This is a genomic window from Jatrophihabitans sp. GAS493 (assembly GCF_900230215.1).
Taxonomy (GTDB): domain Bacteria; phylum Actinomycetota; class Actinomycetes; order Mycobacteriales; family Jatrophihabitantaceae; genus MT45.
Genome location: NZ_LT907982.1, coordinates 1,926,792 through 1,944,708, shown reverse-complemented (window position 1 = coordinate 1,944,708; position 17,917 = coordinate 1,926,792). Strand labels below are relative to the sequence as shown.

The following is a 17,917-nucleotide window of genomic DNA, read 5'->3' as shown; positions in this document are numbered from 1 at the left end:
CCGATTTGCGCTGCCAGGGTGTGAGCCTCGAGTTCAGTCGCGCACCTCAGTGCATGCTCGAGGAGAGGATGGTGACCCAGGAGGAGTCCCCGAGGATCTGCGCCGACGGGTTGGAGATATCTCCCACGCGAACCACGTTTGCGGTGTTCGCCCGGGGATAGACGGTGCCACCACCAGCGGTGCTCATCGTGTCGCCACCTGGCGTGTTCGCCGCGCCTCGGACGCTGCTTCGATCCGTGCATTGAGCCGACGTGTTAGGCGCGGCGGGCGAAGTATCCAGGGACGTTCGCTTCTTCGTGCCGCCATATCCGACCGTGCAGAACGGAGGCTGGGTGGACGACCTCACACCAGGTGGCACAAAACCGAAGTGCAACGTCCCGTCGCCCGGAAGTGCGGTCAGACCATCCGCGATGGCAACTGGGAAGAGGGAAAGCACCTGCTCGACGCCACCGGTATTACGGGTTACTACCTGGCCGAGGGTGGTGAGGTTGGCGAACAGGACACCGATATCGTCTTGGTTGCTCTGCACGAAGGTCTTTATCGCAGCGAACGCGCTCGGGCCATTGTCGAGCAGTGTGCGGATGTCTCCGTCGCTCGACTTCAGCGTCGCGGTCAGCTTGTTCAGATCGCTGGCCCAGCTGCCGATGGCCGAACCTTCGGCGACCTGGGTTTTCAAAACCGTGTCGCTGGTTTGAATGAGCGAGATCGTGTCGGGGAGCGCGATCAGAGCGCGATTAATCAGGGTCGTGATCGAGTCGGCGAGCACAGCCAGGTCCGGGCCCTTGTTATTGAACGCCAGGTCAAGCTCATGGAGGCTCTTCTTCAGGTCAACGGGGTTTACCGACTTGGTCAGGTTATCCAGGTTGGTGATGAAAACCTGAGTCGCGATCGGGATCTCGTTCTGCGACATGGGCAGATTGCCGCCAGCCTGGAGATATGGCCCAACGTCCTTTGCCGCCACCAGGTTGACGTACTGCTCACCGACGGCCGAGCGGTCGGCGACGATAGCCGAGGTGCTCTGCGGCAGGTTCGGATCCGAGCAGCTCTTCAGATCCAGGTCCGCTCGAACACCGTCCTTCAGGAGGTGCAGTTCACCGACCTTGCCGATTCCGACGCCCCGGTAGGTCACCTCAGCGTTCGTGAAGATGCCGCCCGAGTCAGGAAAGTCAGCCGAGATGGTGCAGCCACCCCGGCCGAAGATCAAGGTTTCGATGCCGGCATAGCGGGCGCCGACGTAGCTGACGCCGAGCAACGCAATGATGAAGAAGGCGGTGAGCTGGATTTTGACCGATCGCTTGAGCATCTGTCAGCCCTCCGCACCGGGGACATCGGGGATCTGCGATGCATCCAGCGAACTCGTCGCGGTCCTTGGCTTGCAGGTCCCGTACTTCGATTGGGTGACGTCGGAAACGCACAGGTCCTTGAAGGTGAAACCCACATTTAGATAGTCACCCTTGATATCGTTCGTGACGTTTCTCGGGAACGGTGCAGTAGCGAGGAGGGCCAGCGAGTTCGGCAGGTTCGAGCCAGCCTTGTTGAGCTGTGTCAGGATCGGCTGAAGGTTCTTCAGATCGGTCGTCAGATTCGCATTGCTGCTATTGATGACGCCGGTCGCAACGGTGCCGAAGTTGGAGAGACTGTCGAGCAGCGTGACGAACTGAGTTCGCTGTGAACTCAGTACCTTGAGCGCAGCTGGCAGCGTGTCAAGTGTGTTCGTGAGAATCTGCTTCTGCGCATTCAGGTGGGTCACCAACGAATCGACGCTATCGATCGATTTGGTGATCGCATCCTTCTGCGCGTCAAGCGCCCCCACGAACGTGTTGAGCTGGGTCAGCAGATCGCGGATCTGACTGGTCCGGCCGCCGAAGACATTGTTCAGTTCGTGGATGATCGTCTGCACCTGGGAGAGCCCGCCGCCGCTCAGAACCAGCGAGATCGAACCGAGGATCTCCTCGACTTCGGGGTTACGCCCGGTGTTGGCGAGCGGAATCTCGTCGCCACTCGTGAGGCGCTCCGGGGCGGGATCGGTCGGCGGCGCCTCAAGGGCCACGTATTTCTCTCCTAGGAGAGATGTCTGCAGCAACTCGGCACGTGCATTCTTCGGCAGATCCACATCGCCGTTGATCGAGAGCTTCACTTTGGCTGTCCAGCCGTCGAGGCTGATCGAATCGACCTTGCCAACTGCCACGTCATTGACCTTGACTGAGGACTGGGGCACCAAGTCGAGGACGTCCAGAAAGTTGACATCAATGGTGATCGGGTGGCTACCCAGATCGGCGCCGCCCGGAAGTGGTGTCGAGTAGAGGCCGTGGAAGCTGCATCCACTCAGGAGGACGGCACCTACGAGCGGAGCTACGGCCGCGCGGAAGGCCGTACGAAATCTCATCACGAACCCGCCTTCACAAGGTCGCCAGTTGCCTGGTCGATCCATGACGACACGCCGTGAGCTCCGGGCACGTCTACAAAGCCGCTCGACGACCCATCAGCGTGTGCAGGAACCTTTGTGATCAACGTGGGTTTAAGACCGCCCGTGGTGTCGTCATGGTCCATCGTCACACCCTGAGCGTCGAAAACACCCGTGACCGGATTGAACGCGTGCGTGATGTTGGATACCGCAGTCGGTACAACCTGCAGGAACTCGTTTAGCGCAGCCTTCTGCTGCACCAGAGTTGCGGTTACGTCCTTCAGGCTGGAGACACTTGTATGAATACTCATCTGGTTCTTCGAAATGAACGACGAGATATCCGTCAATGCGCCGGAGAGGTTCTTCAGTGCCAAAGCCAGGGAACCTCGCTCGTCCGCCAGGCTGCTGGCCACGGTTGCCAGTTGCTCGTTCAGGTGCCGGACCTGAGAGTCGCTGTTGGCCAACGCGGTCGTGAATGCCTGCAGGTTCTTCACCGTCCCGAAGAGATCACCGCTGCTGTCGGCGAATGTCTTGGCCGCTTTGGAGAGGTCGGTGAATGTCTGCCCGAGAAGTGCGCCGTTGCCGTCGAGGTTCTTTTCTGTCGTCTCGATCAGGTCGTTGAGCGGGCTGGACTTGCCGTCGCCGCTCGGGCCGAGGGCGACCGAGAGATCGCTCAAGGACTTGTAGATGTCGTCTAGTTCTACCGGCGAAGCGGTGCGGCTCTTAGGGATGTCGGCGTCGTTCGGCAACTGGGCGCCGCCGGTGTACACCGGTGCCAGCTGCAGGTAGCGGTCGCTGACGATGGATGGCGGAACGACGACGGCGATCGCGTTGGCCGGCACCTTGTAGGAGGCGTCGTAGGTCATCTCGACCTCGATGTTGTCGACGTGAGGGGTGATCTTGGTGATCTGCCCAACGCGAACGCCCAGAATCCGCACATCTGATCCCACGTAGACACCAACAGCTTCGTCAAAGTGCGCAGTGACGGTCCGAGTCGGCTTTCGCGTTACGAAATAGAAGGCACCGGCGATCACGAACACGAGGATCACACCAAGCGCAACTAGCCGGATGCTGCGTCCCCGCTCGGAACGAGCACGCCTCGGTGTGAGTGGTGCGGCGCTAGGAAGCTCGGCGGTCATCAGTCAGCCCCTGGGGTGAAGCCGGAGATTGTGAGATCTCCGATGGTTGCGTTACGCACGTACCCGCTGAACCATCGACCATTACCGGTAACGTTCGTGAAAAGCCTGTAGTACGGAGCAATCAATTGAAGTCCTCGAGCCAGACTGTCCTTGTTCTGATTGAGAATGGCCAGCACTGCATTGAGCTGATCTAAGGCCGGCTTCAGGTCGGCATTGTTGTCCGCGACCAATCCGGAGAGCTGGGCCGAGACCACCGCGGTGTTCTCCAGCAGAGTCTGGATCGCGTCTTTTCGGCTGTTCAGCTCGTCGAGGAGCAGGCCGCCGTCGGTGATGAGTTGCGTGATCTGAGTGTCCCGATCGGCGAGTACACCCGAGACGCTCTTCGTCTTGGCCAGCAGTGAGCGGAGTGCTGCGTCGCGGCTGGCGAAGGTGCTGGAGAGCTTGGAGAGACCGGTGATAGCGATCTTTACATCAGCTGGCGTGTTGTCGAAGGACTGCGAGAGCACCTGGAAGGACTTGGCCAGCTGCTCCTTGTCGATCGCTTCGACAGTATTCGTCAGTTGCTGGAAGGTCGGATAGATGTCGTAGGGCGCGACCGTACGGGTGAGCGGAATCTGGGAACCCGCCTTGAGCCGCGACCCACCCACCGGGTTGATGGCCAGGAACTTGGCGCCGAGCAGTGTCTTGATCTTGATCGCCGCCGTGCTCTCGTTGCCAACGTAGGCCTGCTTGACCCGGAAGGTGATCTTGACATGGTCGCCGTCGAGGGCCACGCCGGTCACGAGTCCGACTTTCACGCCCGCGATGCGGACCTCGTCATTCGGCTTTATGCCGGCCGCCTCGCTGAACGCGGCGTAGTAGATCGTTCCGCCGCCGATGATCGGCAGCTTCTGCGCATTGAACGCCGACCAGAGCAGCACCGCGATCAGGACGAGTCCGATTGCACCGATGGTCGTCGGATTCCGGCTGCTGAAGCTGCGACCTCCAGGAGCCTTACGCGTCTTCATAGGCGTCGTCGAGGTCATGGGCTGCACCTCGGCTGTGATGAGGTCCAGTCGTTGGGCTCGTTGAGCGTGCCACCACTGCCCGTGGTCGCGCCGGCGAGGCTGCAAACGTAGAAGTTCGCCCAAGCGCCGTAACTCATGGTGCGAATCAACGCTGCGGCTCGGGCCGGAACCTGCTGGATCGTTGTCGTGATCGTGCTGGAGTTCTTGTTCAACGTGGTTGCAAGTCCCTTGAGCTGGGTTACATCAGCGGCCAGCGGCGGGCGAATGCTGGTGAGCAACTGGGTCGCCGTCGTGGCCAGGCCGTTCACGCCGTCGATGGCGTTGCCGATCGACTGGCGATCCTCCGCTAGTCCGGAGACCCAAGTCTGCAGCGAGTTGATGAGATCGGTCAGCTCGGCATCCCGGTCATTGACTGCGGTGAGCACCGAGTTGAGATTGTCGATGAGACTGCCGATCGCCTGATCCTTGCTGGCCAGCGCGGTGGTCAGGCTCCCGACCTGCTGCACCAACAACTCGATCGACGGACCCTCACCCTGGAAGGCGCCGATGATCGACGCCGAGAGCTGGTTGAGCTCGGTACCGTTCAGCACCTGGAAGAGCGGCTGGAACCCGCCGAAGAGTTGGGTCAGGTCGAGGGCGTTCTCGGTCTGCTTCTCGGGGATGTTGCCGTTCGGCGGAAGCAGGTCGTTGGCGTCACCTGCACCCTGGGCGAGTTCGAGGTACCGCTGCCCGACCAGGTTTCGGTAGCGCAGCCGCGCCAGCACCGACTTGGGGATGCGGTGATCGGCGGCAACCGTGAACTTCACCTCGGCTAGGTTCCGCTTCACCACCTTGATGCCCACGATCGAGCCAACCCGAACGCCGGCGATGCGGACATCATCGTTGAGGTTCAGCCCGGTGACGTCGGTGAAGTCAGCGGAATACTTGTTGACCGAACCGTAGGACGCATTGCTGATCGTCGCCGCCAAGACGTAGGTGGCGAGCGTGGTAACGATCAGAAAAGCGATCAGCTTGATGAAGGGCGCGACCCAACCTCTCATTTCGCACTCACCTCCACACTGCTTCCGCGCAGGATCGGCCCGGCGACAATCGTGGATATGTCAGTTACATCGGACGGCTCGGTGCCGGTCTGCGCCGCCACCACCGCGCCGATGAGCTGCCGCTCAGCCAGGCTATTCGGTCCGAAGGTTCCGGGGATCGTTGTGCTTGGCTTTGTGTATGCCCCCGAACCAGTACCGCCGTAGGGTGCTGCACCGTCGTCGAACTTCTTGCCAAGCGGAGCACTGCAGCTCGGCGGAGCGCTGACAACCTTCGGTTCGTCGCCGGCCAGGTAGCGCCCCATCGGCTGGGTCGAGCGAACGGTCACCTTCACGACTCCACCGGCAAAGGCCGCCTGAGCATTCTTGTCGAGCTTGGTTGTCGCGGACAGAATGCAGGTGTACTCCGGCGCGTACTTGGCGAAGAGCTGAAGTACCGGCACGGACGTAGACGCCAGATTGATGATCTGGTTGCCATTGGCCTTGAAGAACGCGGTCAGCGCATCCGAGGTGCTGGTGCCCAGTGTCAGGAAGTTCGCCAGCGCGGCGCTCTTGGTAGTGATCGTGGCCGAGGTGGTACGCAGGTGGTCCAGCGTCGACAGGATGTCCGGCAGCGCGGCGTCATAGGTGGCTGCGACTTTGCCGATGTTCACCAGGTCAGTGGCCAACTGCGGAACACTCGGGTTCAACTTCTTCAGGTAGATATCCAGTTTGACCAGGCTCTGCCCGATCTGATCGCCTCGGCCGCGCAGCGCGGTAGCCAGCGCGGTCAGCGTCGCGTTCAGCTCGGCCGGGCTCAGGGCGTCCAGGACCGGCTGTGTGTGCCGCAGCAGGTCCGAGATCTGGGCAGCTTGGTAGCTCGTGTCCTGGTGGATCGTGTCACCGGCCTCGATGTTCCCCTCAGGGTTCTCGGGCAGGATCAGGGCCACGTACTGCTCACCGAAGAGAGTCTTCGGCAACAACTGCGCCAGCACGTTGCTCGGCACCAGGTCGAGCTTCGACGGGTCCAGCGCCAGTTCGACGTTCGCCCCAGTGGTCGTGGCGTGGATCGCACGGACCTCGCCGACCTCGATACCGCGCACCTTCACGTCCGACTGCGGTTGCAGCTGATTTCCGGTGAAGTCGGTCTTGAGCACGACATCGGTGACCTTGGTGAATCGCTTCTGGTACGCGGCGATCGACAGACCGACCAGGCCCAGCAGCACGACCAGGAAGATGACGCCGTAGATACGCATCTTGATACGGGTTGCATTCATCGCCACTACCCCGCAATCCGAACCGTGGTCGAGGCGCCCCAGATCGCGAGCGAGAGGAAGAAGTCGGTAATGGTGACGGCAACGATCGCGGTCCGGACCGCCTTACCGACGGCCACACCCACGCCAGCCGGACCACCCTTGGCCGTGTAGCCGTAGTAGCAGTGGCTGAGCACCAGTACGACCGAGAAGACGAGCACCTTGAAGAACGACCAGAGCACGTCTTCGGGAGGCAGGAAGAGATTGAAGTAATGGTCATAGGTACCGGCCGACTGCCCGAAATACACCGTCGTCACGAACCGCGTCGAGAAGTATGAGGCGAGCAGGCCGATCACGTAGAGCGGGATGACCGCGATGAAGCCGGCGATGATCCGGGTGGTGACCAGGAACGGGATGCTCGGGATCGCCATGACCTCGAGCGCGTCGATCTCCTCGCTGATCCGCATGGCGCCGAGCTGAGCGGTGAAGCCGCAGCCGACGGTGGCCGACAACGCCAAGCCGGCGACCAGCGGGGCGATCTCACGAGTATTGAGGTACGCCGAGATGAAGCCGGTGAAGGCGCTGGTACCGATCTGGTTCAGAGCCTGGTAGCCCTGCAGACCGACCTGCGTGCCCACGAAGAAACACATGAAGGTGATGACGCCGATGGTGCCGCCGATGACCGCAAGCGCTCCGGTGCCGAAGGTGACCTCGGCCAGCAGCCGCATGACTTCGCGGAGGTACCGCTTGAGGGTGCGCGGAATCCAGATAAGGGCGCGCACATAGAAGGAGAGCTGCTCGCCCCACTGCTCGAGCTGGGCGCCGGGCCAGCGGAAGGCCTTGCGGGCGCCGTCGGTGAAGGTGTTGGCCACTATGACCCCTTCGCCGGGATGATCTGCAGCAGCACCGCGGTGACACTGAAGTTGACGAAGAAGAGGAGCAGGAAGGTGATGACGACGGACTCGTTCACCGCGTCACCGACGCCCTTCGGGCCACCACCGACGTTCAGGCCCTTGAACGCGGCGACCACACCGGCGATGGCTCCGAAGAGCAGCGCCTTCAGCTCACCCGACCAGAGGTCGGAGATCTGGGCCAGGGCCGAGAAGCTGGAGAGGTAGGCGCCTGGCGTCCCGCCCTGCAGGATGACGTTGAAGAAGTAGCCACCGGCGACCCCGACGACGTCGACGAGACCGTTGAGCGCTACCGCGACCAGCATCGTCGCCAGCACGCGAGGCACGACCAGCCGCTGCACCGGCGAGATGCCGAGCACCTCCATTGCGTCCAGTTCGTCGCGGATCTTGCGGCTGCCGAGGTCGGCACAGATCGCCGAGCCACCAGCGCCGGCGATCAGCAGCGCGACCACGATCGGTCCGGCCTGCTGGACAACCGCCACCACACTGGCCGCACCGGTGAAGGACTGAGCCCCGATCTGGCGGGTGAGGCTTCCGATCTGCAGGGCGATGACCGCTCCGAACGGAATGGCGACCAGAGCCGTCGGGACGACGGTGACGCTGGCGACGAACCAGGACTGTTGGACGAATTCCCGGAACTGGAATGGGCGCTTGAAGGTAAGCCGTCCCACTTCCAGGAAGAGTGCGAACAGGCGTCCAGCCTGTTTCACCCCGGCCAGGGGTGCGAACGTGGCAGCCATCAGATAGTGCCGACCGGAATTGTCTGGGTCTGGTAGTCATCGGACATCTCGGCGAGACGGCGAAGGCGGTCCTCTTCGTGTTCCTGAGCGAGCGCAGCCTTCACCGCGGCCTGTGCCGCCTCGGGGAGGGTGTGCAGCATCTCCAGGACGCGCTGCTGGCGACGGGCGACGGCAGCTCGCTGCGGCAGGCCGTGGGAGGGCTGCAGCTGAGGCGGCAGACCGGGGCCGCCCGATCCCTTGGCACCGGCCAGCGGGTGCGGTTCCGGCGCGTTCCTGGCCCGCTCGATCTCGGCGGCCATGAGCGCGACGTCCTTCTCCTCACTCATACCGATCGGGCCCTCGCGCCGGCCGTTGAGGAACTGCTTGACCACCGGCTCGTCGCTGGTGAGCAGCACCTCGCGGGGACCGAACATGACGAGCTCGCGGCGGAAGAGCATTCCAACGTTGTCCGGCACGGTACGGGCGATGCCGATGTCGTGGGTGACGATCAGGAACGTGGCGTCGGTCTGGGCGTTGAGGTCGACGATCAGCTGGCTGATGTAGGCCACGCGCACCGGGTCGAGACCGGAGTCAGGCTCGTCGAAGAGGATGATCTCGGGGTCGAGCACCAGAGCCCGGGCGATGCCGGCCCGCTTGCGCATACCGCCGGAGATCTCCCCGGGAAGCTTGGACTCGGTGCCCTCCAGGCCGACCATCGCCATCTTCTCGTTGACGATCGCCGCGATCTCCTTCTCCTTCTTGCGCGTGTGCTCGCGCAGCGGGAAGGCGATGTTGTCGAAGAGATTCATGGAGCCGAAGAGGGCGCCGTCCTGGAAGAGAACACCGAAGAGCTTGCGGGTCTCGTACATCTGCTGCTCGCTGCAGCGCACGAGGTTGGTGTCCTTGATGACGATGGAGCCGCGTTCGGGCTTCAACAGGCCGATCAGGGACTTCAGAAACACCGATTTGCCGGTGCCCGAAGGGCCGAGCAGGACGGAGATCTCGCCGGGCGGGAGGGTGAGAGAGACGTCGCCCCAGATGAGCTGCTTACCGAAGGACTTGGACAGCCCTTCGACCGCGACCTCGACTCCCACGCTGTCTCCTAACGATCCGATTTACTGCATTCCACAGGTACTTCTCACACAGCTTCGCTGTCCGGTGCTGCTCGATGGTGCCACGTCTTTCGCCGTGACGCCTGCGCAAGACGGACTAGCCAGCCAGACAATCGGCAGGCCAGTAGTTGTGTGCACACGCAGAGGTGTGACGCAGGCAACCCACCTAGAGCAACCTACTGCTCGGTAACCGTACGAGTCACCATCGAGCGGAAAAAACTATCCAAATCTTGATGTGACGATACGCACACAACGGGATGAACCACAGATTAATTCAGGGGAAAAGCAAGAAGGAGCGGCACCCGTGACAGGTGCCGCTCCTTCTTAAGAAATACCTCGCTAGCTGCGCCGTCCGGCCCAGCGTGGGTGAGGCGAGTTACTTGACGGTGACCGTCGCGCCGGCGCCTTCGAGAGCGGCCTTGGCCTTCTCGGCAGCTTCCTTGTTGACCTTCTCCAGAACAGCCTTCGGGGCGCCGTCGACGAGGTCCTTGGCCTCCTTGAGGCCCAGGTTCGTGAGCGTGCGCACCTCCTTGATGACCTGGATCTTGGTGCCGCCAGCGGCTTCGAGGATGACGTCGAACTCGTCCTGCTCCTCAGCGGCCTCAGCGGTCGCAGCCGGACCGGCCGGGCCGGCAACGGCGACCGGAGCGGCGGCGGTTACGTCGAAGGTCTCCTCGAACTGCTTCACGAAGTCCGAGAGCTCGAGCAGGGTCATCTCCTTGAACGCGTCAAGCAGGTCGTCAGTGCTGAGTTTCGCCATGATGGTTCCTTTCGTTTTCTACTTCTTGCCGGTGAGCCGGCGTTGATATCGCATCGTCGGGTTGATCCCGGGACGCGATGGGATGGGGTTACTACTCCGCCGGCTCGGCGGATGCTTCGGACTCGGCAACGGCGGTGTCGATCTCAACAGCGTCGGCCGGAGCCTCTTCTGCGGTGAAATCCTTCACCAGCGGTGCTGATTCGGACGCGGCAGGAGCGGCAGCCTCGGCGGGCTTCTTCTCCTCCAGCGCCTTGGCCAGGCGGGCCATCTGCGACAGCGGAGCCTGGAACAGGCCGGCTGCACGGGTCGGCAGCGCCTTCAGGCCGCCAGCGACCTTGGCCAGCAGGACTTCGCGCGACTCGAGGTCGGCCATCTTGGTGATCTCGGCCGCTGTGAGCGACTTACCGTCGAGCACACCGCCCTTGATGACCAGCAGCGGGTTCGCCTTGGCGAAATCGCGGAGGCTCTTAGCTGCCTCGACGGTGTCACCCTTGACGAACGCGATGGCGGTCGGTCCGACCAGCAGGCTGTCGTCGATCGCGATCCCAGCGTCGGCCGCGGCACGCTTGGTGAGCGTGTTCTTGACGACGGCGTAAGTGGTTTCGCTTCCGAGCGTCCGGCGCAGGGCACCGACCTGCTTGACCGTGAGACCACGGTATTCGGTGATCACAGCGGCCGATGAGTTGGTGAACTGCTCAGCGATCTCGGCTACGGCGGAGACCTTCTCGGTGTTCGGCATTCGTCCTCCTCTCGTGATGTCTGGCTGGGCGAACTCATCACGAAACGAAGAAACGCCCCGGCGCAGGGCGCACGGGGCGGGATTTGCCTCACGCACCCGAGGGCACGCGGCAGAACCGAACCGTCCATCCTGCGCGGGCCGCTCTGGCGCTCCAGAGTTGTTCAGCTGCATGTGCGCATGCAGCAACCAGCGGTCTTTGGTGGATCAGTTACCTACAGTACGTCGAGCAGCCATCAGACACCAAATCCCGCTCGGACGGGCTCGCTAGGCAGAGGTAGGAGCAGCTGAATACGCCGCGCCGAAACAGACGAACGGAATCGGAGCCGCCCCATCGAAGTCGGCGATCGAGTCGGCCAAGGCCTGCGACGACCGCACACCCTTGGCCAGCCGTCGGTGATAGTCCACCATGACGCTCGCTGCCGCGTCGTCGGCCACTCGGGCCACCCCGGATACAACGCACTGGCTGCCCCAGTGCAGCAGGACGCTAGTCAGTCCGAGCGCCTCATCACCCGGGCCGACGGTTGCCAGTCCGAGCTCGCAGGCGGCCAGGATGACGTGCTCGGGGACGCGGCTGATCTGATCCAACTCGTAGGCGAAGAGCGGTCCGTCGGCCAGTCGTATCGAGGAGAAAAGCGGGCTGTCCATCTGATGACGACCATGCGCGGCGACATGCAACACGGAACTCTCGACCATATTGGCGGCGAACGTCTTTTGGTTGGCCACTGCACCTACCACCGAGCGACCCTGGCGGCCCCAGACCCCCGCCACCGAAGACGCCTCGTCCTCAGCCATAGCGAGTCCAGGCCCGGCCACGGCTGTCACCACCCCGGCGACCGCGCTTACTCCTCGAGCACTCAGCCAGGCAGTCGCCGACGGGGTAACGACGACCGGGGTGCCACGTAGCGAGGGAAGGGAATTCCACGGAATCGCGCTCAGCGCACCGGTTGGCACGATGACCAACTCCCGCCCGTCCAAGTCGAACGCGCCGAGTAGTGTCTGGTCAAGCCAATTGAGCGACGATCGAAGCGACGCCCCGACCACAGTTCTCAGCTGTACCGGCAGCAAGTCGTTGGCCAGGCCGTCCAGGTCTGCTCTGATCCGGCTGATCCGATCTACCACATCTGACAACGGTTGCTGTACAGCCCGAATCGATGCCCCCGACGCCTGCAGAATCACCGCGTGCAGCGCGTCGTCTGAGCTCACGAACATCAGCATCACCGCGTCATCCTCGTAGAGCGCGCCTTCGATCTCGGGGATCGACACCGGTCGATCGGATTCACCACCGCCGTCCGTCGTCCAGGCCCGTTCTCGGATCTGACGTTGCAGCTCGCTGATCCGATGGCGACCAGAGGCAACCTCCGGTCCGGCACTGCTATCTGACTCCCGGTCACGCATGCTCTCCACCGTCTTGCGCAGCTGAGTCAGCAGGCCGGCAGTGATTTCATCGGCCGGTGGCCGGACGGCCCTCAGACGACGCGAGGTGGCCCGGGCTCGCTCGCCGGCCGCCACGACACCGGCCGATCGGCCGCTCTTGAGCGCAAGCGAGAGGTCGAAGTCGGCCAGCCTCCGACCGTGCACCGCGCTTGCCGTCTGGAGATCGATCGAACCGAACTTGGCCTGGTGGCTGGCCAGCTCCTGCAGCCCCGTCCGGATCTCCCGCCGTCCGGACCTGACAGCGCCGCCGGCGACGTCCAGTCTTGCCCGGATCAGATAGGTGTGGAGCCGGGCCGAGATCGGATCGTCCTTTCGTACCGGTCCAGCCGCCGCGGCCGCGTCGCGAGCCGAGTCGATATCGCCCGCCCGCAACAGCGCTTCGGCGGCGAGCAGGTGCGCGGTCCTTGCCTGACCCTGCAGGCCCTCGGCCTCAAGCTCGGAGGCAAGCCGAAGCGCCGGCGGAGCGAGACGCGAGCCGGGGCGCCCAGCGCCTAGATCACCCTGTAACAGGACAAGTTCCGCGCTACGACGCCATCGCTCGCTCCCGCGGCGCTTGAAGCGAATGCGGGCCCGCGATGCGAGCGCTCGCGCGCGTGGAATGTCGCCGGTCAATAGTGCGCACTCGGCCCGAGCCAGTTCGGTCTCCCCAAGATCCTGGGCCAATCTATTCCGGGCAAAGAACTCGGCGGCTTCGGCCAGTGCCTCGTCTGCCTCGCGCACGAGGCCAGCCTCAATGAGAACTCGTGCCCGATCCAACGGGGAGACGCCGTGCAGCGATCCCCCGACATCTACCGCAACCGCCTTCTCCATCGCGCTGAGGGCACTGGGAAGATTCCCTTGTAAGAAACTCAGATATCCGAGATTGTGCAGGGCGCCGGCTTCGAACTCCTTCAGTCCGGCCGCGGCCGCGAGTTCCGCCGCCTTCGTGAGATCTCCTTCGGACTGTCTCAGATCACCCAGATAAAGATTGACGATTCCACGATTGCTCAGGAAGTAGCACCGGTCCAGTGCGGACACGTGTTCCAGTAGGTTGACCGCGCTGTCGAGTTCGTCCCGCGCCGCGACCAGGCGCCCCGCCCTGACGTTGAGCAGGCCACGGTTGCCGTGCACCAATGCCCGCAGTTCGTTGTGGTCGATGTATTCGGCGATCTCGGTCGCCTGCTGCAGGGCCACTGCTCCTCGATCGACGCCGTGCAGCTCCGAGTCACTTACGGCGAGACTCAGCCAGACGCGGGCCAGTTGGATGGCGACCAGCCGTCGATGCTCCTCGACCAAGGATTCGCTGATCCGCTCAAGGGTTCGCAGGGCGCGCCGATGAAGCCGACTCGCCTCGGCTGGTCTGCCAAGATTGAACCGGTCGATTCCGCGGCTGTGCAATCGCGCTGACTCTTCTATATGCCAGGCGACGTCCTTGGCGGGCACCAGCTTAGAGCTCCATAGACGGCGTAACCACGAGCGCCCGACCTTCCGAAAGTGCGCGAAGAATGAACTGCGCCATTCCACGAGGCACGGAATCGAATACGAAACGCCCGTCTGCATCCGACACGGTATTGCGGGATGCGTGCTCTTGCCTCAGCTCGACATCCACCTCCGCGCCCGGCGCGATCCATCCGTCCACTCGTACCTGGCCGGCGCTCACTGGGCTGATGGTGACCATGGTGGTCAGACTGGCGCTGGTGAAGGTCACCGTCTGCACCTCGTCCGCGCCCTCGCCTCGGTAAGACAACGAGCCTGCGCTCAGACGCTGCAGCTCAGCGACCTCGGTATGCAGAGCATCCAGGGTCATGGCAAATTGGACTCGAGCAACCAGGCCGTCGGGCATCGGATCGTTGGAGTCGAAAATGTTAGCGATCGACACCATGAGGCTCTTGTCCGTCTCGTCGAGCTCGCCCGCAGCAAGCTGGAGTTCTGTGGGGGAAACGTTGTCGGTCATGCGTACTCCCAGTCCGAGTCGGCAGCTAGCTGCGCGCGAAGTTTGGCTAGGCAGCGACCCCTGGTCGGGCCGATGCTTCCGACGGGCATGCCCAACGCCGTCGCTAGTTGGTTGTAGTCAGGACGATCAGAGAAGGCGATGACCCGAAGCAGTTGCTGGCAGCGCTCCGGCAGCGCCGAGAGATGCCGCCACAGCACGTCGTCGCCGGCATTGCGAACGACGATCATCTCGGGGCCGTCCTTCTCCGGCGTGGCGATCTCCTCGCCGGTGAACTCCTCCGGCTTGACCCGGCTCTGCACCCGGCTGACTCGCCATGCCTCGCGTCGCGCTGTGACCACGAGCCACTGCAGCACTGCAGCTGGGGAGCTGATCGACGGAGCGTGCCGCAGCAGCGCGAGCCATGTCGTCTGCACGACGTCCTCGGCAGTCGCCTGATCGAGACGTGCCGCGCGCGCAGTATGCCAAAGGATCGGCGAGACCAGCGCGACGAGATCTGCCATCGCCTCCGGTTCCTGACTTCGATAAGCCTCGAAGAGGTGTCCGGCCTTCGCCGAGAGAGTCTCAGGGACGGGGTCCGCGCCGATCATGGTCGCACCAGCTTCGCAACTGCGGTGACGGCTTCCCAGCCGCGGTTGACCGCGGACACGGTATCCGTTTGATTGAGAGAACCGATGGATTGCAGCTTGCGCGCAAGCTGACCGGCCAGAATCGGCGCGGCGAACGAGGTCCCGCTCCAGACTGCGAACCCACCGCGGAAGTCATCTGGATCGATCGTAGCTCGTACCACGCCTTTGATCTTCAATCTCACCCCGGACTGCTGCGAGGCATTGAAGGTCTTGGGGAGCGAGCTGATCACGGCCGCCCCCGGACGCTTGCACAGCACCCACGATCCGTCATTGGAGAAGAGCGCAGTGGACTTGCCATTCGGGTTCGTCGCGCCAACGCTGATCAGAGGCACTAGGTCGTGGCCGCCGGTGATAGGTCCGCCCGCGTGCGGCGCGAAGCCCGCCGGGTACATATGACGGGCCGTGGCGTCGTTGCCGGCCGCCGCCACGACGACGACACCACGCACACTGAACTCTCGGAGGGGGTCCATCAATTGCTGGTCGAACGCGAAGTCAGCCGGCTCCTCGTGGTAGTAGCCGAACGACAACGAGATGACGTCAATGAGCTGCGTCGTGTCCCCTGATCGCACAGCCGCGGCATGACGGAAAAGGAGCCAGTTAAGCGCGTCGAGAAGGTCCTGTTCATTGACGGCGCCGTCGCCGTACATAACCCGCACCGAAAGGATCTTGGCATCCGGGCACTTCTGCCGGATGAGCCCCGCGATGAACGTCCCATGACCGGCGTCCGAATCCAGCGTGCCCTCCAGGGGGTCGCTCAGGACACCGGTCGTCTCGGGGCTGGTGTCCGGGTCTGTGAGACCGATTCGATGAATGCCCGCCTTTGGTTCACGGTCGACGACGTCGTCGGTCAGCCAGTCGTGTTCGCCGACCCCGGTGTCGAGAATTGCCACCACCGGTCGGCGGCCGGCCTGCGCAATCACCTTCGCATCAGAGTGCCTGGCCGGCTTCGGGCCGATCCAGTTCACCGGCTGCCGACCGCCATAGCCGATCACTGCGTATTCGTCGCTCGGGGTGACGCCTGATCCCCATGTCTTGGGAGCGCCGACGAGTCCCGAGCCCCACGTCTTGGGCGAACCGTCGATCTCAGCGCTCGCCGTGAGCAGGTGATTGAGCGTGACAGCTCGTCCGCGTTCGGAGTCACGGCCGACAATCTGGCGGAAGTTCTGCAGCACGGTCCACGCGTCCGCTGGGACACTCGGACCCTTGGCGACCGGCACAAGTCGTACCCGAACTCGCAGTACATTTCCGGCGAGTTCGAGCAGCTCGTTTTCGCGTGCGAATTCGAGCATCCGCTCGTCCGGCAGGTCGGCCTCAACCGTGAAGCTCTCCCCCGCCGCCTTGTCCAGATCCTCGCGGACGGCCTCGAAGATCCCATAGCGAACGAGCAACTGAGCCGCGACGTAGATCGTCGGACGGATGATCTGCCCGGGAAATCGGACTGCGGTGTCGGGATCGAGCACCCGCGAATCGTGCTTGTTCAGCACGTACGCCGGCGGGCTCAGATGGGGTTCGCGGCGACGGAGCGGAACCGATCCGCCGCCGGTCGGCTCGTTGCTGGCGGGCGGTTTGGACGAGGTCATCAAGGGCCACCTTTAATGTGAGCGGGCCGCTAAGCCACGTCGAAATCCTAGGCCAGCCCGCTCTGGCTGACTAGGGACCGACGTGGACGCGCCGATGGGCATTACTCACTGTCAGAGCCGCCCGGAGTGCGCCTGATACATCGGCGGCGGAAATGTGCGCCACGACGCTTCGAAAGAAAATTTCGACTTCGATGTATCAGATTCCTATTGCGCATCTCTACCCCCATGACGGTGCGCACTGAAAACCGTCGGGCAAGGTGAGGAACCGGACGGTACGAGGGTTACCGCTCGGCTCCTCATCGCTGTAGCCGGGTACGCGTGGGGGGATCAGGGCCTTCGGCGAGGAGTGGTTCGGGGGAACCAACGACTCGCCGGCGACCATGGTGGCGCGACCATCCGGTCAGCAAGCCCAGATATGAAGACAGCCGGACCGCCAGCGATTGGCGGTCCGGCTGTTTTCGTATGTCCGGCCCTGCGGTTTTGGCACACCGACCGGGATAATCCCTGCAGGTGTGCCAAAAGCGATCAGGAAGTGGTGTCTTCCAGCAGGTTGCGGGTGCGGTTGGCGTCAACCGGGATACCCGGGCCCATCGTGGTCGAGAAGGTGACCTTCTTGACGTACTTGCCCTTGGATGACGACGGCTTCGCCCGCAGCACCTCATCGAGCGCGGCGGCGTAGTTCTCGACCAGCTGAGCCGGGGTGAACGAGGCCTTGCCGAGCACGAGGTGCAGGTTCGACTGCTTGTCGACGCGGAAGCTGATCTTGCCGCCCTTGATGTCGGCCACTGCCTTCGCGACGTCCGGAGTAACCGTTCCGGTCTTCGGGTTGGGCATGAGGCCACGCGGGCCGAGGACACGCGCGATACGGCCGACCTTGGCCATCTGGTCCGGGGTGGCGATCGCGGCGTCGAAGTCGAGGAAGCCGTCGGTGATCTCCTGGATCAGGTCGTCACTGCCAACCTTGTCGGCACCCGCGGCGCGAGCCTCTTCGGCCTTGTCGCCGGTGGCGAAGACGATGACGCGGGCGGTCTTGCCGGTGCCGTGCGGCAGGCTGACCGTGCCGCGGACCATCTGGTCGGCCTTGCGCGGGTCGACACCGAGGCCGAGAGCGGCCTCGACGGTGGCGTCGAACTTGGTCGGGGTGGCCTTGGTGGCCAGAGTCGCCGCCTCGAGCGGGGAGTAGATCTTGTCGGCCTCGATGAGTTCCGCTGCCTTGCGGTAGGCCTTGCTGCGCTGTGCCATGGTGGTGCTCCTTCGTGGTGCTTGTGGTGTTAGCGGACGCCG

Annotated in this window: 16 protein-coding genes; all 16 read right to left on the bottom strand. The window is 63.4% G+C overall.

All coding sequences use genetic code 11. The features are described from left to right. Positions 1-46: 46 nt before the first annotated feature. The gene (locus CPH63_RS08865) at positions 47-1,303 is read right to left on the bottom strand and encodes an MCE family protein (protein ID WP_096302561.1); all 1,257 of its coding nucleotides are present in this window, start codon (positions 1,301-1,303) and stop codon (positions 47-49) included. A 3-nt stretch (positions 1,304-1,306) separates the two neighbouring features. Next, positions 1,307-2,386: an MCE family protein gene (locus CPH63_RS08860; RefSeq protein WP_157749398.1), complete on the bottom strand. Its 1,080-nt coding sequence runs from the start codon at positions 2,384-2,386 to the stop codon at positions 1,307-1,309. Beyond that, positions 2,386-3,543, bottom strand: a complete 1,158-nt coding sequence (locus tag CPH63_RS08855; protein ID WP_096302559.1) for an MCE family protein — start codon at positions 3,541-3,543, stop codon at positions 2,386-2,388. Before CPH63_RS08855 ends, CPH63_RS08860 begins: the two co-directional genes overlap by 1 nt. Continuing rightward, entirely contained in the window at positions 3,543-4,568 is a 1,026-nt protein-coding gene (locus tag CPH63_RS08850) for an MCE family protein (RefSeq protein ID WP_197704642.1), read from the bottom strand. The genes CPH63_RS08855 and CPH63_RS08850 overlap by 1 nt, the downstream gene beginning before the upstream one ends. After that, positions 4,565-5,590, bottom strand: a complete 1,026-nt coding sequence (locus tag CPH63_RS08845) for an MCE family protein (RefSeq protein WP_096302557.1) — start codon at positions 5,588-5,590, stop codon at positions 4,565-4,567. The genes CPH63_RS08850 and CPH63_RS08845 overlap by 4 nt, the downstream gene beginning before the upstream one ends. Beyond that, a complete protein-coding gene (locus tag CPH63_RS08840) occupies positions 5,587-6,843 on the bottom strand; it encodes an MCE family protein (RefSeq protein ID WP_157749397.1) in 1,257 nt (418 codons plus the stop codon). Before CPH63_RS08840 ends, CPH63_RS08845 begins: the two co-directional genes overlap by 4 nt. A 5-nt stretch (positions 6,844-6,848) precedes the next feature. Beyond that, positions 6,849-7,691, bottom strand: a complete 843-nt coding sequence (locus tag CPH63_RS08835; RefSeq protein ID WP_241895853.1) for an ABC transporter permease — start codon at positions 7,689-7,691, stop codon at positions 6,849-6,851. Continuing rightward, on the bottom strand, positions 7,691-8,470 hold the full coding sequence (locus CPH63_RS08830; RefSeq protein ID WP_091360213.1) for an ABC transporter permease: 780 nt from the start codon (positions 8,468-8,470) through the stop codon (positions 7,691-7,693). The genes CPH63_RS08835 and CPH63_RS08830 overlap by 1 nt, the downstream gene beginning before the upstream one ends. Then, complete coding sequence (locus CPH63_RS08825; RefSeq protein ID WP_096302555.1) at positions 8,470-9,543, bottom strand: ABC transporter ATP-binding protein; 1,074 nt, start codon at positions 9,541-9,543, stop codon at positions 8,470-8,472. The genes CPH63_RS08830 and CPH63_RS08825 overlap by 1 nt, the downstream gene beginning before the upstream one ends. Positions 9,544-9,937: 394 nt before the next feature. Further along, positions 9,938-10,321 (bottom strand): 50S ribosomal protein L7/L12, encoded by a 384-nt coding sequence (rplL, locus tag CPH63_RS08820; protein WP_096302554.1) that lies wholly within the window; start codon positions 10,319-10,321, stop codon positions 9,938-9,940. A 91-nt stretch (positions 10,322-10,412) separates the two neighbouring features. Then, complete coding sequence (rplJ, locus tag CPH63_RS08815; protein WP_096302553.1) at positions 10,413-11,060, bottom strand: 50S ribosomal protein L10; 648 nt, start codon at positions 11,058-11,060, stop codon at positions 10,413-10,415. Between the two features lie 264 nt (positions 11,061-11,324). Then, positions 11,325-13,916, bottom strand: coding sequence for a CHAT domain-containing protein (locus tag CPH63_RS08810; RefSeq protein WP_157749396.1), 2,592 nt, complete (start codon positions 13,914-13,916; stop codon positions 11,325-11,327). Between the two features lie 4 nt (positions 13,917-13,920). Continuing rightward, on the bottom strand, positions 13,921-14,427 hold the full coding sequence (locus CPH63_RS08805) for a carboxypeptidase-like regulatory domain-containing protein (RefSeq protein ID WP_096302551.1): 507 nt from the start codon (positions 14,425-14,427) through the stop codon (positions 13,921-13,923). After that, the gene (locus CPH63_RS08800; protein ID WP_096302550.1) at positions 14,424-15,014 is read right to left on the bottom strand and encodes an RNA polymerase sigma factor; all 591 of its coding nucleotides are present in this window, start codon (positions 15,012-15,014) and stop codon (positions 14,424-14,426) included. The genes CPH63_RS08805 and CPH63_RS08800 overlap by 4 nt, the downstream gene beginning before the upstream one ends. Continuing rightward, positions 15,011-16,633, bottom strand: a complete 1,623-nt coding sequence (locus tag CPH63_RS08795; protein WP_096302549.1) for a S8/S53 family peptidase — start codon at positions 16,631-16,633, stop codon at positions 15,011-15,013. Before CPH63_RS08795 ends, CPH63_RS08800 begins: the two co-directional genes overlap by 4 nt. Positions 16,634-17,158: 525 nt before the next feature. Beyond that, on the bottom strand, positions 17,159-17,875 hold the full coding sequence (rplA, locus tag CPH63_RS08790; RefSeq protein WP_096302548.1) for a 50S ribosomal protein L1: 717 nt from the start codon (positions 17,873-17,875) through the stop codon (positions 17,159-17,161). Positions 17,876-17,917 lie beyond the last annotated feature (42 nt).

Bases quoted from the DNA above. Each gene is read 5' to 3' on its own strand.
- CPH63_RS08865 (WP_096302561.1), bottom strand. From the start codon at position 1,303: ATGCTCAAGCGATCGGTCAAAATCCAGCTCACCGCCTTCTTCATCATT.
- CPH63_RS08860 (WP_157749398.1), bottom strand. From the start codon at position 2,386: ATGAGATTTCGTACGGCCTTCCGCGCGGCCGTAGCTCCGCTCGTAGGT.
- CPH63_RS08855 (WP_096302559.1), bottom strand. From the start codon at position 3,543: ATGACCGCCGAGCTTCCTAGCGCCGCACCACTCACACCGAGGCGTGCT.
- CPH63_RS08850 (WP_197704642.1), bottom strand. From the start codon at position 4,568: ATGACCTCGACGACGCCTATGAAGACGCGTAAGGCTCCTGGAGGTCGC.
- CPH63_RS08845 (WP_096302557.1), bottom strand. From the start codon at position 5,590: ATGAGAGGTTGGGTCGCGCCCTTCATCAAGCTGATCGCTTTTCTGATC.
- CPH63_RS08840 (WP_157749397.1), bottom strand. From the start codon at position 6,843: ATGAATGCAACCCGTATCAAGATGCGTATCTACGGCGTCATCTTCCTG.
- CPH63_RS08830 (WP_091360213.1), bottom strand. From the start codon at position 8,470: ATGGCTGCCACGTTCGCACCCCTGGCCGGGGTGAAACAGGCTGGACGC.
- rplL (WP_096302554.1), bottom strand. From the start codon at position 10,321: ATGGCGAAACTCAGCACTGACGACCTGCTTGACGCGTTCAAGGAGATG.
- rplJ (WP_096302553.1), bottom strand. From the start codon at position 11,060: ATGCCGAACACCGAGAAGGTCTCCGCCGTAGCCGAGATCGCTGAGCAG.
- CPH63_RS08805 (WP_096302551.1), bottom strand. From the start codon at position 14,427: ATGACCGACAACGTTTCCCCCACAGAACTCCAGCTTGCTGCGGGCGAG.
- CPH63_RS08800 (WP_096302550.1), bottom strand. From the start codon at position 15,014: ATGATCGGCGCGGACCCCGTCCCTGAGACTCTCTCGGCGAAGGCCGGA.
- CPH63_RS08795 (WP_096302549.1), bottom strand. From the start codon at position 16,633: ATGACCTCGTCCAAACCGCCCGCCAGCAACGAGCCGACCGGCGGCGGA.
- rplA (WP_096302548.1), bottom strand. From the start codon at position 17,875: ATGGCACAGCGCAGCAAGGCCTACCGCAAGGCAGCGGAACTCATCGAG.